The 16,390-nt window shown below is 63.4% G+C and carries 14 protein-coding genes; 7 read left to right on the top strand and 7 right to left on the bottom strand.

The genetic code is table 11. The features are described from left to right. Positions 1 to 32: 32 nt before the first annotated feature. Entirely contained in the window at positions 33 to 695 is a 663-nt protein-coding gene (locus tag AC066Y_RS10605) for an aspartate/glutamate racemase family protein (RefSeq protein WP_478273828.1), read from the bottom strand. Between the two features lie 155 nt (positions 696 to 850). On the opposite strand from AC066Y_RS10605, the gene hydA reads away from it, so the two are divergent. The 6 genes from hydA (at position 851) to AC066Y_RS10635 (ending at position 8,121) form a co-directional block, all read left to right on the top strand. Then, entirely contained in the window at positions 851 to 2,320 is a 1,470-nt protein-coding gene (hydA, locus tag AC066Y_RS10610) for a dihydropyrimidinase (RefSeq protein WP_478273829.1), read from the top strand. A gap of 310 nt (positions 2,321 to 2,630) precedes the next feature. Then, positions 2,631 to 4,235, top strand: a complete 1,605-nt coding sequence (locus AC066Y_RS10615) for an ABC transporter substrate-binding protein (RefSeq protein ID WP_478273830.1) — start codon at positions 2,631 to 2,633, stop codon at positions 4,233 to 4,235. 20 nt (positions 4,236 to 4,255) lie between these two features. After that, on the top strand, positions 4,256 to 5,197 hold the full coding sequence (locus AC066Y_RS10620) for an ABC transporter permease (protein WP_092124209.1): 942 nt from the start codon (positions 4,256 to 4,258) through the stop codon (positions 5,195 to 5,197). Beyond that, positions 5,194 to 6,117: an ABC transporter permease gene (locus AC066Y_RS10625; protein WP_106325643.1), complete on the top strand. Its 924-nt coding sequence runs from the start codon at positions 5,194 to 5,196 to the stop codon at positions 6,115 to 6,117. Before AC066Y_RS10620 ends, AC066Y_RS10625 begins: the two co-directional genes overlap by 4 nt. A 19-nt stretch (positions 6,118 to 6,136) precedes the next feature. Beyond that, complete coding sequence (locus tag AC066Y_RS10630; protein ID WP_106325641.1) at positions 6,137 to 7,126, top strand: ABC transporter ATP-binding protein; 990 nt, start codon at positions 6,137 to 6,139, stop codon at positions 7,124 to 7,126. Continuing rightward, positions 7,123 to 8,121: an ABC transporter ATP-binding protein gene (locus AC066Y_RS10635; RefSeq protein WP_478273831.1), complete on the top strand. Its 999-nt coding sequence runs from the start codon at positions 7,123 to 7,125 to the stop codon at positions 8,119 to 8,121. The genes AC066Y_RS10630 and AC066Y_RS10635 overlap by 4 nt, the downstream gene beginning before the upstream one ends. Positions 8,122 to 8,220: 99 nt before the next feature. Here the strand turns inward: AC066Y_RS10635 and AC066Y_RS10640 are convergent, their stop codons facing one another. After that, entirely contained in the window at positions 8,221 to 9,060 is an 840-nt protein-coding gene (locus tag AC066Y_RS10640) for a site-specific integrase (RefSeq protein ID WP_478273832.1), read from the bottom strand. Between the two features lie 743 nt (positions 9,061 to 9,803). Between AC066Y_RS10640 and AC066Y_RS10645 the strand changes: the two genes are divergently transcribed. Beyond that, on the top strand, positions 9,804 to 9,953 hold the full coding sequence (locus AC066Y_RS10645) for a hypothetical protein (protein WP_478273833.1): 150 nt from the start codon (positions 9,804 to 9,806) through the stop codon (positions 9,951 to 9,953). Between the two features lie 501 nt (positions 9,954 to 10,454). Here the strand turns inward: AC066Y_RS10645 and pyk are convergent. The 5 genes from pyk to AC066Y_RS10670 form a co-directional block, all read right to left on the bottom strand. Then, positions 10,455 to 11,870 carry a pyruvate kinase gene (gene pyk, locus AC066Y_RS10650; protein ID WP_478273834.1) on the bottom strand — a complete coding sequence of 472 codons (1,416 nt, stop codon included), beginning with the start codon at positions 11,868 to 11,870 and terminating at the stop codon, positions 10,455 to 10,457. 3 nt (positions 11,871 to 11,873) lie between these two features. Further along, the gene (locus AC066Y_RS10655; protein ID WP_478273835.1) at positions 11,874 to 13,169 is read right to left on the bottom strand and encodes a glycerate kinase type-2 family protein; all 1,296 of its coding nucleotides are present in this window, start codon (positions 13,167 to 13,169) and stop codon (positions 11,874 to 11,876) included. Continuing rightward, entirely contained in the window at positions 13,159 to 14,475 is a 1,317-nt protein-coding gene (gene oxlT, locus AC066Y_RS10660) for an oxalate/formate MFS antiporter (protein WP_478273836.1), read from the bottom strand. The genes AC066Y_RS10655 and oxlT overlap by 11 nt, the downstream gene beginning before the upstream one ends. Before the next feature lie 65 nt (positions 14,476 to 14,540). Continuing rightward, complete coding sequence (locus AC066Y_RS10665; RefSeq protein WP_478273837.1) at positions 14,541 to 15,323, bottom strand: fumarylacetoacetate hydrolase family protein; 783 nt, start codon at positions 15,321 to 15,323, stop codon at positions 14,541 to 14,543. Between the two features lie 5 nt (positions 15,324 to 15,328). After that, positions 15,329 to 16,345 carry a 2-dehydropantoate 2-reductase gene (locus AC066Y_RS10670; RefSeq protein ID WP_478273838.1) on the bottom strand — a complete coding sequence of 339 codons (1,017 nt, stop codon included), beginning with the start codon at positions 16,343 to 16,345 and terminating at the stop codon, positions 15,329 to 15,331. Between the last annotated feature and the right edge of the window lie 45 nt (positions 16,346 to 16,390).

Below are 16,390 nucleotides of genomic sequence, written 5' to 3' on the forward strand. Positions count from 1 at the left end.
CCGTGGCTCGCAGGTGTCAAGAACGATTGGAATCAGTGATGGGCGAACTGCACCGTGCCCAACGCCATCGTCACGGCGGCCTGTGTCGGATCGATCACGGGAATCCTGAGGGCCTGTTCCAGCGCTCGGCGGTGACGCGCCATGCCGGCGCAGCCCATCACGATGGCTCCGGCGCCATCTTCGTCCTTCATAGCGCGACCGACCTCGATCATCCTCGCCAGCGTTCCTTCACCCGATGCGGTCTCCGCCACGCTCATGTTGAGCGGTCGTTCCCCGGACAGGCGATCCATCAGGCCCATCTGCCGGAGATAGCGCATATGACGGCGGATCGAGCGCTGCGCGATCGCGATGACGCCGAACGAATCGGCGCGCGCCAGCGCCGTCAGCACGCCGCACTCGGCGATGCCGAAGATGGGCCGGTCGGTTGCTTCACGGCAGACATGCAGACCAGGATCGCTGTAGCAGGCAATGACGAAGGCCGCCGAGCTGTTGTCGCTCTCCACCAGCCGGCGCAGCGGCATCGTGACACTGTCGGCATCGGCCTGGCTCTCGATTCCGTAAGGACCTTCGGCCAGCGTCGTGCAGATGATTTCGGGGCCGCCCTCAAAGCCAAGCGGCTTCAAGGCGTCCTCGAAGCCCTGGGTGACGAGTTGGTTGGAATTGGGATTGATCACGAGGATGCGTGGCCGGGACATCGTGGTTTCCTGCGGGATGATGCTTCGCGCGGCAACGTGAGGCAGCGCTATGGCGAGATTACAGCAGAGGCAATCGACGTGCCATCAGCGATGCGCGGCCCGCGCGATCTGTGCGTTCTTCGAAGGGCGTAAGAGCCAGGACCCGGGAGTTTGTGATGACTGAATTCACGTATGATCTCGTCATTCGCGGCGGACGCGTCGCGACTGCGAGCGATGTGTTCGAGGCCGATGTCGCGATTTCCGGTGAAACGATTGCTGCGATCGGTCACCGGCTGGCGGGCGGGCGGCGCGAGATCGACGCGCGCGGCAAGCTGGTTCTGCCGGGCGGTGTCGACAGCCACGCCCACATCGAGCAGCTTTCGGCCGCGGGCATCGTCAACGCCGACACGTTCGAGAGCGCGACCGTCTCGGCGGCCTTCGGCGGCACCACCACCGTGATCCCGTTCGCGGCCCAGCACGTTGGCATGAAGCTGCCCCAGGTGCTCGAGGAGTATCACGCGCTCGCCAGAAAGGGCGCCGTCATCGATTATGCCTTTCACATGATCATTGCTGATCCGACCAGGGAGACGCTGGAAACGGATTTGCCTCGTCTGGTCAAGCAGGGGCATGGTTCGATCAAGATCTTCATGACCTACGACCGGCTGAAGATCGAGGATGAACCGCTGCTGGATATCCTGCTGGCGGCGCGTGAGGGCGGCGCGATGTTGTGCGCTCATGCCGAGAATCACGGGATTATCTCCTGGATGGTGAAACGGCTGCTCGCGCGCGGCTACACTGATCCGAAATACCACGCCATCAGCCATGCGCGCGTCTCTGAAGCGGAGGCGTTCAATCGCCTGATCGGCATGGCGGCCCTGATCGACCAGCCGATCATGATCTTTCACGTGTCGACGGCGGAAGGCGCTAGGGTGATCCGCGATGCGCGCGGCCAGGGGCTGAAAGTATTCGCGGAAACCTGCCCGCAATATCTCTTTCTCACCGCCGCCGATCTCGACAAACCAGGCGTGGAAGGCGCGAAGTGGATGTGCAGCCCTCCACCACGTCGCGCGACCGATCAAGAGGCGTTGTGGCGGGCGCTCGCGCTCGGAGATTTGCAGACGGTTTCGTCCGACCACGCACCGTATCGGTTCGACGAAACCGGCAAGCTGCGCGCTGGCCCCAATCCCAACTTCAAGCAGATCGCGAATGGCTTGCCGGGGCTGGAAGTGCGTTTGCCATTGCTGTTCGACGCGATGGTCTCCCAAGGCCGTCTGGGGCTTGAAAAATTCGTCGATTTGACCGCGACTGCACCGGCTAAGATCTACAATCTGCATCCGCGGAAGGGCTCGATTGCAGTCGGGGCCGATGCGGATATCGGGATCTGGGATCCGCAGCGTGAGGTCACGCTGAGCGACGCCATGATGCATGATCTCGCCGGCTACACGTCCTTCACCGGCCGCAAGCTGCGCGGCTGGCCGGTCACCGTGCTTTCGCGCGGGCGTGTGATCGTGTCCGACGGCAAGCGTTCTGTCGAAGCGGGCTCCGGCCGTTTCCTTGCGCGTGGCGGCGGCGAGGCAGCGAAGCCAACCGGACGGCTGATGCCGGACATGGATCCGGAGCTGAATTTCGGTGCAAGGCTTCTGTAAGCCACTTGCGGTGACGTGTCCGGGGTGAGCGTCAGCGCGTCCGGACAACGTCATGATCGACAACACAACGATGTCGAGATTGTCGGTAAGCACCTGATAGGGGATCGCAAATCCGCGTGATCGCATTGAAAATGCGCGCGCCCGAAAGTTGCCGCTCCCCCCCGGTGCCGCCGGACCATGCTGGCATACCATTTGCACGCAAATTGATCTGCATCACCGGTTCGACCGCCTTTGTCACCTCGCCTTGTGCCAAACCTCCACCGATGAAACGGGCGGAGTCGCCACAACAACCGACGTTTGGGAGAGTTTCATGGATCGCAGGACTTTGTTGAAAGGATTGGCCGGGGCAGGCAGCCTCGCGGCGACAGGCGGCCTTTCGATGCCGGCCCTTTCCCAAGGCGCAGCGGCGCGCACCTTGCGCTTCGTGCCGCAGGCCAATCTTGCGAATTTCGATCCGATCTGGGGGACCCAGTATGTGGTGCGCAACGCCGCCGCGCTGGTGTGGGACACCCTCTATGGCGTCGACGCGACATTGCAGCCGCAGCGTCAGATGGTCGAGTCCGAGGAAGTCACCGATGATGGCTTGACCTGGACCTTTCGTCTGCGGTCGGGGCTCAAGTTCCACGACGGCGAGCCTGTGCGCAGCAAGGACGTGATCGCAAGCCTCACGCGGTGGTCGGCCCGCGATCCGATGGGACTGATGATCAAGGCGCTCCAGCAGGAGTTGATTGCCGTCGACGACAAGACTTTCAAATTGGTGCTGAAGCAGCCCTATCCGAAGCTGCTCTACGCGCTGGGCAAGAACAATACGCCGATTGCCTTCATCATGCCTGAGCGCATTGCGCAGACCGACCCGTTCAAGCAGATCACCGACTATGTCGGTTCGGGGCCGATGAAGTTCGCGAAGGCCGAGTGGGTCCCCGGCGCCAAGGCGGTGTTCGAGAAATTCACCGACTATGTGCCGCGGCAGGAAAAATCGTCCTGGCTCGCTGGCGGCAAGCAGATTCTGATCGACCGCCTGGAATGGGTGGTGATCCCGGATCCCGCCACGGCAGCGGCCGCATTGCAGAACGGCGAGGTCGATTGGTGGGAAAGCCCGATCACCGATCTCGTGCCGGTACTCAAGAGCAACCGCAACATTAACGTCGACATCGCCGATCCGCTCGGCAACGTCGGTTCTTTCAGGATGAACCACCTTTACCCGCCGTTCAACGACGTCAGGGCGCGGCGTGCGGTACTGATGGCGATGAGCCAGGAAGACTACATGCGGGCGCTGGTTGGAGATGACACCTCGCTCTGGAAGCCGCTCCCCGGCTTCTTCACGCCGGGCACGCCGCTTTATTCGGAGGCGGGCGGCGAGATCCTCAAAGGCAAGCGCGATTTCGACGCGGCCAAGAAGCTGCTGGCGGAGAGCGGCTATTCGGGCCAGCTGGTCACCTGCCTCGTGGCACAGGACCAGCCGATCACCAAGGCGCAGGGCGACGTCACCGCGGATTTGCTGAAGAAGCTCGGCATGAATGTGGATTTCGTCGCGACCGACTGGGGCACGGTCGGATCGCGCCGAGCCCAGAAGACGCCTCCGGGGCAGGGTGGCTGGCAGATGTTCCACACCTGGCACGCCGGTGCCGACTGCATCAACCCCGCGCCCTACAACGCCATTCGCGCCAATGGCGACAAGGCGTGGTTCGGCTGGCCTTCGAGCGATGCCGTGGAGAAGGATGTCGTGGCGTGGTTCGAGGCCAAGAATCTCGATGAAGAGAAGGCGGCGATCAATCACCTCAACAAGGCGGCACTCGAGGACGTGGTCTATGCGCCGACCGGCTTCTTCCTGGGTTACACGGCATGGCGCAAGACCATCTCCGGCATCGCGAAGGGGCCGCTGCCGTTCTTCTGGGGCGTGTCGAAGACCGCATGACGACGGTACGGTGAACCGACATGGTCTCGTATATCCTGCGGCGCATTGTCGCGACGTTGCCGGTGATGGCAATCGTCGCGCTGTTCGTCTTCAGTCTGCTCTACATTGCACCGGGCGATCCCGCAGTCGTGATCGCCGGCGATCAGGCCAGCCCCGCCGACGTTGAACGGATACGCCAGAGCCTCGGCCTCGACCGGCCGTTTCTGGTGCAGTTCGGGTCATGGCTCTGGCACATCCTGCACGGCGATCTTGGCACCTCGATCTTCACCAGCCTGCCGGTCTCGACGCTGATCGCGCAGCGTATCGAGCCGACACTCTCTCTGATGGCGATTGCGCTCTCCCTGACAGTTCTGATCGCCGTGCCACTCGGCGTCGTGGCGGCGTGGAAGGCGGGAAGCTGGATCGACCGCAGCATCATGGCATTCGCCGTGTTCGCCTTTTCGCTTCCTGTCTTCGTGATCGGATACGTCCTGGCCTACGTGTTCGCGCTCAAGCTCGAATGGCTCCCGGTGCAGGGCTATACGCCGATCGCCGAAGGCGTCTGGCCGTGGCTGCAGAACCTGATCCTGCCGGCGGTTGCGCTCGGCGATATCTACATCGCGCTGATCGCGCGCATCACGCGCGCTTCCATGCTCGAAGTGTTGCAGCAGGATTATATCCGCACGGCTCGCGCCAAGGGCCTTGGGATGCGCGACATCCTGTTCGTTCATGCACTGAAGAACGCCGCGGTTCCGATCGTGACGGTGATTGGTATTGGCATCGCCCTGCTGATCGGCGGCGCCGTGGTGACCGAAAGCGTGTTCGCGATCCCGGGCCTTGGCCGACTGACGATCGACGCGATCCTGCGCCGCGACTACCCGGTCATCCAGGGCATCGTGTTGGTGTTCAGCTTCCTCTATGTGCTGATCAACCTAATGGTCGACGTCATCTACACCCTGGTCGACCCGAGGATCCGCTATTGACCGTATCCACCACCCGCACTGTAACCCTGCCTCCGGGCCTCGTCATCGCGCCGCAACTGCCTGATCTGCTGCGGCCGGTGAAAATCCGGCGCGGCGTGCTCGGCTTCCTCCGCAGTCATCCGACGGTTGCGATCGGCGGCGCATTGCTGCTCTGCCTGGTCCTGGTTGCGATCTTCGCGCCTTATCTCGGGACTGTCGACCCGACCGCGCTCGCACCCGCCAAGCGTACACGCGCGCCATCGGCCGACTTCTGGTTCGGCACCGACATGCTGGGCCGCGATATCTATTCACGCGTGCTCTACGGGACGCGGGTCTCGCTCACCGTCGGACTTTCGGTGGCGGTGCTGGCTTCGCTTGCCGGTCTTGCGGTCGGCCTCGTCTCGGGCTTCGTGCGTTGGGCAGATGGGATCTTGATGCGGTTCATCGACGGGTTGATGTCGATACCGCCGATCCTGCTCGCGGTTGCGTTGATGGCGTTGACACGTGGCAGCGTCGGCAACGTCATCCTGGCGATCACGGTCGCCGAGATCCCGCGCGTGACGCGGCTCGTGCGCGGCGTTGTGCTGTCGTTGCGCGAGCAGCCTTACGTGGACGCTGCCACGGCCTCCGGCACGCGAACGCCGATGATCATCATGCGTCACATCCTGCCCAACACGCTGGCGCCGATGTTGGTCCAGGCCACCTATATCTGCGCCAGCGCCATGATCGTCGAGTCGATCCTCTCCTTCATCGGCGCAGGTACGCCGCCGACCATTCCGTCCTGGGGCAATATCATGGCCGAGGGCAGGGCGCTGTGGCAGGTCAAGCCTTTCATCGTATTCTTTCCTGCCGCGTTCCTGTCCGTCACCGTGCTTGCCGTCAACCTGCTCGGCGACGGCCTGCGTGACGCGCTCGATCCACGCATGGCGAAAAGCCTGTAGGAAGTCGAGGTTTGATCCGATGGCATTGCTCGAAGTCGAGAATCTGCAGACCCATTTCCGGACGCCCGACGGGATCAACCGGGCGGTCGACGGCGTGTCCTTCCAGGTCGACGAAGGTGAGACACTGGCGATCGTCGGCGAATCCGGCTGCGGCAAGTCGGTCACCTCGATGTCGCTGATGCGGCTGATACCCGAGCCGCCGGGCAGGATCGCGGGCGCGGTTCGTTTCCAGGGCAGGGACTTGCTGCAACTCTCCGAGCGCGAGATGCGCGCCGTCCGCGGCAACGACGTCTCGATGATCTTCCAGGAACCGATGTCGAGCCTCAATCCGGTGCTGACCGTCGGTCGCCAGATCGGCGAGACATTGCGGATGCATCAGGGCCTGGACAAGCAGGCTGCAGAGGTGCGCGCCGTCGAGATGTTGAATCTGGTCGGCATCCCGGAGCCGGCGCGGCGTGTGCGCGAATATCCGCATCAACTGTCCGGGGGCATGCGCCAGCGCGTGATGATCGCGATGGCACTGGCCTGTAACCCAAAGCTCCTGATCGCCGATGAGCCGACCACAGCGCTGGACGTCACGATCCAGGCGCAGATCCTGCAGTTGATGCTGGACCTCAAGCGCCGGGTCGGGGCGGCGATCGTCCTGATCACTCATGATCTCGGCGTGGTTGCCGAGATCGCCGAACGCGTCATGGTGATGTATGCCGGCCGCAAGGTCGAGGAAGCGCCGGTGGCCAGGCTGTTCCGCTCCCCCCGCCATCCGTATACGCAGGGCCTGCTCGGTGCGGTACCCAAGCTCGGCTCTTCCCTGACCGGCGCGGCGCGACGGCTCACCGAGATTCCCGGGCAAGTCCCCAGCCTCAAGAAGGCCATCGAGGGCTGCGCCTTTGCCGGGCGGTGTGCGCTCGCGACCGATCTTTGCCGGCAGGTCGCGCCGGGTCTCGAAGTAAAAGGCCCCGGCCATATCGCCGCGTGCCATTACGCTGCCAAGGAAGCTGCTGCGGCATGAGCGCCCCGCTGCTCCAGGTCAACGATCTCAAGAAGCATTTCCCGCTTCGCAGCGGCCTGTTCGGCCGCAGGTCCGGCTCGGTCTATGCCGTCGATGGCGTGTCCTTCGAGGTCGACCGTGGCGAGACCCTGTCGCTCGTCGGCGAATCCGGCTGCGGAAAATCGACGGTCGGCCGGGCGATCCTGCGACTGTTCGACATCACCTCGGGCCAGGTGGTGCTCGATGGCCAGCGCATCGACGATCTTTCACCCGGCGGGCTGCGCGCCATGCGCCGCCGTGTTCAGGTGGTGTTCCAGGATCCGTTCTCCAGCCTCAATCCGCGGATGCGCGTGCGCGATATCCTGGCCGAGCCGATCCGCAATTTCGGTCTCGCCAAGTCTTCCGCCGACCTCGAGATGCGCGTTGCGGCGCTGATGGACACCGTGCGCCTGCCGCGCGACGCGCTGAACCGGCGGCCCCACGAATTCTCGGGCGGTCAGCGCCAGCGTATCGGGATCGCCCGCGCGCTTGCGGCGGAGCCCGACCTGATCGTCTGCGACGAGGCGGTGTCGGCGCTCGACGTCTCCGTCAAGGCCCAGATCGTCAATCTGCTGCAGGACCTTCAACAGCAATTCGGTCTCGCGTTGCTCTTTATCAGCCACGATCTGGCGATCGTCGAGCACATGACGCACCGTGTCGCTGTGATGTATCTCGGCAGGATCGTCGAGATGGCGCCAAGGCGGAAGATCTTTACCGCAGCGGGGCATCCCTACACCAAGGCCTTGCTCTCGGCGGTGCCGGTGCCGGAGCCTGGCGCCGCGCGAAACCCGATCATCCTGAAGGGCGACGTGCCGAGTCCGATCAATCCGCCGAAGGGTTGTCGCTTCAACACCAGGTGCCCGTTCGTCTTCGACCGCTGCAAGGCAGAGGAGCCGCCGCTTCGGTCGGCCGGAGACGGTCAGTGGGTGGCATGCCATCTCGAAGCGCTTCCGGAGGCGCCAGGCTCCGCCGGATGAACGATGTGGGCGCCGCGATGCAACGGTCGGCCTGGCGGACAATGCATGCGCATGCCACTACCAGCGAGCATCGGAGGAGATGTTTGGCGCCTCCCCGATTCAACGGTGGTTGTGAGGGAATACACGCCCCCAGCCACGAGTGATGATGCGCTGCTGAAGCATGATCTCCCACGCATCGTAGCCGGTCAGATTGAGAAGCGGGACCTTCTGATCGTTGCCATCCTTGGCCCGAGGATCCTTGCGATCGCGAATGATCAGCAGCCGCTTTTGCATATCGACTTCAGGCCAGTCGGGCCGGCAAATCTCTTCCTGCCGCATCGTTGTCGCCACAGCGTATCGAACGATGCGGCCCATAGGGATGAACTGCCGACGATTGGTCTCGAAGTATTCGACGAGCTCATCAAGTTCATCTCTGGTTGGTCGCCGGTCTCGCTCCTCCGAATTGCCGACAAGTCCAAAATGCTTCATTGCGAAGCGCGCTAGTCGAACCTCTTCGGCCGAGACCTCAATGCCGTGTACCGCGGCAGCATGAGTGGCAACAGTTCTGATGAATGAGAAGTCGATTGCAAGTGTGGCCGGTCCGGCACCTTGCTTCGCGCGCTTCCGACCGAATTCGATCAGTCGCTCACGATTGAGCTGGGGCAATTTCACTGCTCCCAAGGAATCTTTCAGCGCCTCCAAGACGGCGCCCTTGGAGCGGCGGGGAGGGCGGCCGACTTCGTGCATATCTTCGACATGAAGATCGATAATGTCGCCGAACGTTCGAGCCTGTGCAGCAGCCTTCGGTTTTGGTGATCCGCGGTGATCGATATTGCGCTCCATGTCGGGCGCCCAGTGTTCACCGTCCTTGCGTCGACGGAAGGTCTCTGACACGTAGCGGTTCTTGCGGCGGACCTGGACGCGCCAGTTCCCAGAGGGCAACTGAGTGAAGCTCGCCATGGCCGTGTGCACTTCCCAATTCGTGTGCGCTATGTGTGCACTGAGAGGCCAAAACGGGTACAAACGTGTGCAATTTCGGCTAGTTTGGAGTGCACACGTTCGTGTTTCATCCCATTGAAAGCATAGGGTAAATAATTGAAATCGCAACACTATCTCTTTTCTGTGGCTCCGATGATGGACTGGACTGACCCACGTTAGATGACGTTGGTTGTCATTGGACGGAATTTTCGAAGCGGCGCGACCGCGCAGAAAATCGATCGAGCGTCGAACTAGGTCGAGCGCTCACTTCTGAAATCGAAACTGAGGTGCGGTGGCTGTCGAGGTAAGGGGGCAGTCCGAGTCCGAGTACCTTGCCGCCAGTAGACAGCCAACTCGAACATCATTCCGACAAGAGCAAATTCTGTAGGTATCTCAACAAGCAAAAAGGCTGTAAATTGTAGGAATGCCTGTTGAAGGCGCGACCGAAATTCGGAGACTTCCAAGCTGAATACGAGGGTTCGATTCCCTTCACCCGCTCCAATGTTTTCAATCACTTGCGGCGCTGCCTCGACTCCATTGGGACAAAGGTGCAGCTGCACCTTTGGAAAAAATCGGCGCTCTTGTTCATGCGGCGCGGCGCTTCCTCGTGCCGGTAGGATCACGCCGAGCGCTGCAGGGGGCGCGCTGCAACGGCGCGGGGCATCCGTATTGAACTCGGCCCAAGATAGCGGCGACCAATTGTCGGCAGACTGGAGGACCACGACATGCCCGACTGGATTCTCGCGCCGATCTGTGTGGTCGCACTGGGTGGCTTTATCTGGTTCGCGTTTCGACAGGGTTTCAGGGTCAAGCCCGACGAGAACAACCGCGACCATCCGACTTTGCCGCTTGGGCCGGACGGGTCGTGGGGCTAAGGGCGGCGTCAAGCGACAGGTGCTGCCGGCGCCACACCTGCGTGACCCATGCTCGTGGTGAGATCGTCATGCGGCCGAGGGTGCCAGGGATGGGCGTCAATGGCGTCCATCGCGGTCGGCGATCCTACTCCCTTTGGAGGGTGCCGATCGTCACGTGAACCTTCTGCCTAGATGTGTAGACGTAATTGCTACCGGGATTTTGTATTTCCTTCCTGGGGCTAGAGCCGACGCCGTCCGCATGTATTTTAAGCGGGCGGTGTTGGTGCTGATGTGAACCTCCGCCCCGGCGCAGCATCCCGTTCCCGCACGCGGAGGCGGCCCATGAAGCGGATGCCCACGAGCGAAGCGATCATCACCGTCGCCTTGTTGGTGATATTCGCGCTCGTGATCTGGTTTGGCGCCATGCCTTGAGACTCGGGCGGCCGGCGCAACGAGCCCGAGAAATCCCGAGGGGCCGGATGCGCGGGGTGTTTGGGACCGCGATGCTGACGGATGACTCTGTCAGGGGAGCGAAACGACTCGCAGGTTGTTGGTGCTTCCCGCCTGCCCAAAGGGAATGCCGGCGACGACGACCAGCAGGTCCCGGCTTGATGCAAACTGCTCTGCATGCGCGAGAGCCGTCGCGCGCTCGACCATCTCCTCGTAGCTCTGAACGTCGTCGGAGAGAACGCTGTGCGCGCCCCAGAGCAGGCACAAGCGGCGCGACACTTCGCGGCTTGGGGTGATGGCGAGGATCGGCAGGCTCGGTCGCTTGCGCGCGACGCGTGCGGCCGTGGTGCCGCTCGACGTGTAGGCCACGATGGCTGCGGCGTGAATGACGGAGGCGAGGTCGGCGGCGGCCGTTGCAACGGCATGCGGCGGCGTCTGCTCTTCGCCGGGCTGGGTCGCCTCGACGATCGAGCGGTACATCTTGTGCTGCTCTGTGCTGCGGATGATGCGATCCATCATCTCGACGGCCTCGCGCGGATAATGGCCCGTCGCGGATTCCGCCGACAGCATCACGGCGTCTGCGCCGTCATAGATCGCTGTCGCAACGTCGGAGACTTCCGCGCGCGTCGGTGTCGGCGCGGCGACCATGGAGTCCAGCATCTGCGTGGCGACGATCACGGGCTTCACCGCGAGACGGCAAGCTCGCACCAGCTCCTTCTGGCGCCCGGGCACGTCCTCATGTGGAATTTCGACGCCGAGATCACCCCGCGCAACCATGATGGCGTCGCACAGCTGGATGATGTCGTCGATCCGCTCGAGTGCTGCCGGCTTCTCGATCTTGGCCATCAGGCCGGCGCGGTCGCCGACCAGGCTTCTCGCCTCGATGATGTCGGAGGGCTTCTGCACGAACGACAAGGCGACCCAGTCCACGCCGAGGTTCAGGCCGAACTCCAGATCGAGGCGGTCCTTGGCGGTGAGCGGCGAAAGATCGAGCACCGTCCCCGGCAGATTGACGCCCTTGTGGTTCGAGATCGTGCCACCGACGATCACCCCGGCTTCGATGAAATCGTCACCAAGCCCGATGACGCGAACCCGGACCCTGCCGTCGTCGATCAGAAGGTCGTGGCCGGGGGCCACGGCGGCAAAGATTTCCCGATGTGGAAGCGGAATCGAGGACCGGTCGCCGTCCGATCCGGACAGCACGAACCGGATGGTCTCGCCGGCCGCCACGATAATCTTGCCATCGCGCAAGGTGCCGACGCGGATCTTGGGACCCTGGAGATCCATCAGAATGCCGATCGGCCGGCTGACTTCCTGTTCCAGCCTTCGGATCGCGGCATGGATGCTCGCGTGGTCGCTCTGGGTTCCGTGGCTGAAGTTCAGTCGGAACGTATCGACGCCGGCCAGCAGCAGTGCCTTGAGCATTTCGGGGGAACTGCTGGCGGGGCCGACGGTTGCGACGATCTTGGCCCGTCGATGACGACGCATGGGTCACCTCATTGCTGGCTTGCCGGCCGCAATCAGCACGGCACGGATATCGTTGACATTGGTAAGCGTTGGGCCGGTGCGCACGAGGTCTCCAAGGCGGTCGAAGAACGTGTAGCTGTCATGGGCTGCCAGATAGGCCCGTGCGTCGAGGCGATTGGCGGCTGCGCGCCGCAGCATATCCGGACTGATCAAAGCTCCAGCCGCATCTTCCGTTCCATCAATACCATCGCTGTCTCCCGCAATCGCCCAAATATCGGACGTACCGGACAGGGCGATGACAAGCCCGAGCAGGAATTCGGTGTTGCGGCCGCCGCGCCCCGCCGGCCCGCGTCCGATCGTCACTGTCGTCTCTCCGCCGGAGAGTAGCACGGCGGGGGCAGGGCCGGGCTGCGCATGGCTTGCGACCGAGCGGGCGATGCCCGCCATGACGGTTCCGAGTTCGCGCGCCTCGCCTTCGATCGCGTCTCCAAGGATGATCGGGGTCAGGCCTTCATCCCGCGCGGCCCTGGCCGCAGCATCGAGCGCGTGGAACGGCGCGGCAAGAACGCGGACATCGGCCTCGATCTCGCCGGGTTTTGGGGTCTCGTCGGCTTGCTTGAGGACAAGCCGCGCCGCATCCGGCAGGTCTATCGCAAAGCGGCGAACGATTTCCTGCGCATCGGCCTTTGTGCTGCTGTCCGGCAGCGACGGACCGGAGCCGATCGCCGCGGGATCGTCGCCGGGGATATCCGATATCACGAGGGTCGTGACGTGGGCGGGGCGGGCGGCGAGCGCCAGCCGTCCGCCCTTGATCGCGGACAGATGTTTGCGGACGACGTTCATCTCGGCAATTGTTGCGCCGCTTGCAAGCAGGGTATGGTTGACCGCCTGCTTGTCGGCGAGGGTCATCGGGGATGCGGGAAGGGTCATCAGGGCCGAGCCTCCGCCGGACATCAGGGCGATGACGAGATCGTCAGCTGAAAGTCCCTGAACGGCGCTGAGCATGCGAAGGGCGGCGGCCTTGCTCGAGTCGTCCGGCACGGGGTGAGACGCCTCGAGCACTTCGACGCGGCCCGCGGGGACCGAATGACCGTTGCGCGTCACCACGACACCTGAAAGGTCGACATCAGGCCAGGCCGCGTCGAGGCCTGCCGCCATCGCGGCCGAAGCCTTGCCGGCGCCGACGACGATGCATCTGCCCTTCGGCTTTGCCGGCAGGGCGCGCGCGATGGTTAGCCTTGGATCGCAGCTGGCGATGGCAACATCGAAGATCTTCCGGAGCGCCGTCCGAGCCCGCAAGTCCGTCCAATCAGTGTTCAATCGCCGCGCTCCGGCCAGGTGCAGGCGCGATCGCGGCCTTTGTCGTCTCACTGCCGAGAATGAAGGCGCGCCGCATTGGCTTGATCACCAGCAAGGCCGTGAGAGCTGCGGTCGCATTGAGCGCAACCGCGACGATGAACACAGCCTGCCAGCCGAGCTGCGAGGAGATGATGCTCGCAAGCGGTACGAGCAGCGCCGCAGTGCCCTTCGCCGTGTAGAGCATGCCGTTGTTGGTGGTTGCGTATTTGGCGCCGAACGTGTCGCCTGACGTCGCCGGAAACAGGCTGTAGATTTCGCCGAAGACGCCGAAATATACCGCCGTGGCCAGCACGAAAACAACCGGAATGTGGCCGTAGGTGGACAGCGTCAGCAACATCAGCGCCGCAGTCGCGAACGCAATGAACATCGTGTGCTCGCGGCCGATCGTGTCGGAGACCCAGCCGAAGAACGGACGGCCGAAACCGTCGAAGACACGATCGAGCGAGATGGCAAAGGTCAGCGCCGCCATCTGGAAGCCCGCCAGGGTGACTGGCGTATCCGCGATCTTGAAGTCGTGGGCGATCGGTCCGATTTGCGCGGCGGTCATCAACCCGCCGGAAGCAACCATGACGAATACCAGGTACATGACCCAGAAGATCGGCGTGCGCAGGACCTGGGGCGGCGTGTAGTCGATTGCGCTCTGCGGCAGATTGAGCTGCTTTTTCCTCGGGGCCTCGACGCCATGCGGCGGGCGGACGAACCAGGCCAGCAGCAGAACGATGAGGCCTTGCCCGATTCCAAACGTCAGGAAGGTGCTTTGGTAGCCGCTCGCGGCAATCATGTTGGCGATCGGCACGACGGTGAGGGCTGCGCCGGCGCCAAAGCCTGCAGCGGTCGCGCCCGCGGCCAGGCCGCGCCGGTCCGGAAACCACTTCAGCGCGTTGCCAACGCAAGTGCCGTACACGGCGCCGGCGCCGATGCCCGCGACAATAGCTGCTGTGTAGAGCATGATGAGAGAAGAGGCGTATGAGTTCAGCACCCAGGCCAATCCGATCATCAGCCCGCCGAACATGATGACGATGCGCGGGCCGTATTTGTCCACGAACCAGGCCTCCACCGGCACCAGCCATGTCTCGGTCATCACGAAGATTGTGAAGGCGAGCTGGATGGCGGGACGGCCCCAGTGAAACTTCGCGTCGATCGGATCAACGAACAGCGTCCACCCGTATTGCAAGTTGGCGATCATCGCCATGCAGACGATGCCGATCGCGAGCTGGAGCCAGCGGAAGCCGCCGGGCGACGATGCCGCTTTCGTGCTGGAGATCATGTGCGCTCCCAAAATCGGTGTTGGTCGTTTGGTCCGGCCGCGTCGGGCTGTCGTCCTGCCGCCGCCTACTGACGAAATTCGTTGGTCAACTCGCCGATTCCGTCGATCGCGACGGTGATCGTATTGACGGGCTCCTTCATCACCCCGACGCCGATCGATGTCCCGCAGCAGATCAGGTCGCCGGGCAACAGCGTCATGTCGTGTGAGATCTTGCTGACCAGCGCCTGCGCGCTGAAGATCATGTCCGCGATCGGATAGTTCTGGCGCTCCACCCCGTTGAGGATGGTGCGCACGACAAGGCGTGCGGGGTCGAGGCCCGAGGCAATCACGGGACCGAAGGGGCCATATCCGTCGAAGCCCTTGGCCCGCGCCCATTGCGGGAAGGTCGGATCGCGATTGAGAATGTCGGCGGCGGTGACGTCATTGGTGCAGGTGTAACCGAAGATGAAGGCGTCGGCCTGTTCAGGGGCTATGGCCGTGCAGCTCTTGCCGATGACGATGCCGAGCTCGCCTTCGTAGGTTGTCTTGCCGTCGTAGCCCGGGGGGCGCGTGATGACGGCGCCAGGCGCGGTCACGCTGGTCTGCGCTTTCAACAGGTAGAGCGGTTCGGCGGGCTCAGGTGATTTCAGCTTCTCCGCCAGCGCGTGGAAATTGTTCCAGAGCGCGATGATCTTGCTCGGCTCGGTTGGCGCGAGCAGCTCGACATCGTCAAGCGCCAGCGTCTGTCCGGTCGGTCGTGTGTCGCCGAACATCTCGCCTGTATGGACGGAGATGCCGGACGGGGTGAGTTGCCCGAAGCCGATTTCGGCATGGTGGCGGAAGCGGACCCAGCGCGTCACATTGGCCATCGCGATCACGCCACCGCAAGCGATTGGGCTTCGACGCCGGCCGCCCCGTCATAGAGGCCTGCCAGTCTGGTGCGCTGCGCGACCAGCGCGAGCACCGCGTCGAGGGCAGGCGTCGCAATCCCCGTCATCCGGCCCATCTCCTGCACCACGGTGATCAGCGGATCGATCTCGACGGGACGTCCGCGCTCGAGATCCTGCAGCATCGAGGTCTTGTGCGCGCCGACCTTGCGTGCGCCCTCGATGCGGCGTTCGACATCGACCCGAAACTTGACGCCGAGGCTTTCCGCGATCGCCTGGGCCTCCAGCATGATCGCCCTGGACAGCGCGCGCGTGCCGGGATTGGTGCAGATCACGTCGAGGGTCGCGTGGGTGAGGGCGCTGATCGGGTTGAAGCAGACATTGCCCCACAGCTTGAGCCAGATCTCGTCGCGGATGCGATCGAGGACCGGCGCCTTCATGCCCGCTGCGCCGAACAGGGAGGAAAGGCGCTCGACGTCCGGTGTGATCTCGCCGGAGGGTTCGCCCAACGGAAAGTTGTTGCCGTAGACGTGGCGGATCACGCCGGGCGCTTCGATTTCGGTGGCGGGATAGACCACGCAGCCGATGGCGCGCGCGGGGTCGAGCTCGTTCCACTGCCGTCCGCCGGGATCGATGCTCTCGAGCGCCGATCCCTCGTGCCGTCCGCCGTGCTTGTAGAAATACCAATAGGGAATGCCGTTGACGGCGGTGACGATGCGGGTCCGCTCACCCAGCAAGGGGCGCATCGGTTCGATGACGCCGGTGATCGAATGCGCCTTGAGGCAGATGATGACGAAATCCTGTTCGCCGAGTTCGGCGGGATTATCGGTACAGCGAGGGTGTACCACGCGCTCCTCGTCGCCGATCAGGAGTTTCAAGCCATTCTGCCGCATCGCGGCGAGATGCGCGCCCCGCGCGACCAGGCTGACATCGGCGCCAGCGCGCATCAATTCGACACCGAGATAGCCGCCGATGGCACCGGCGCCGTAGATGCAGACCTTCATGAAATCCTCGCGAGCAGAGTAGGGACACAGCATGAGCCGCAACGG

Source organism: Bradyrhizobium sp. USDA3010 (genome assembly GCF_056429065.1).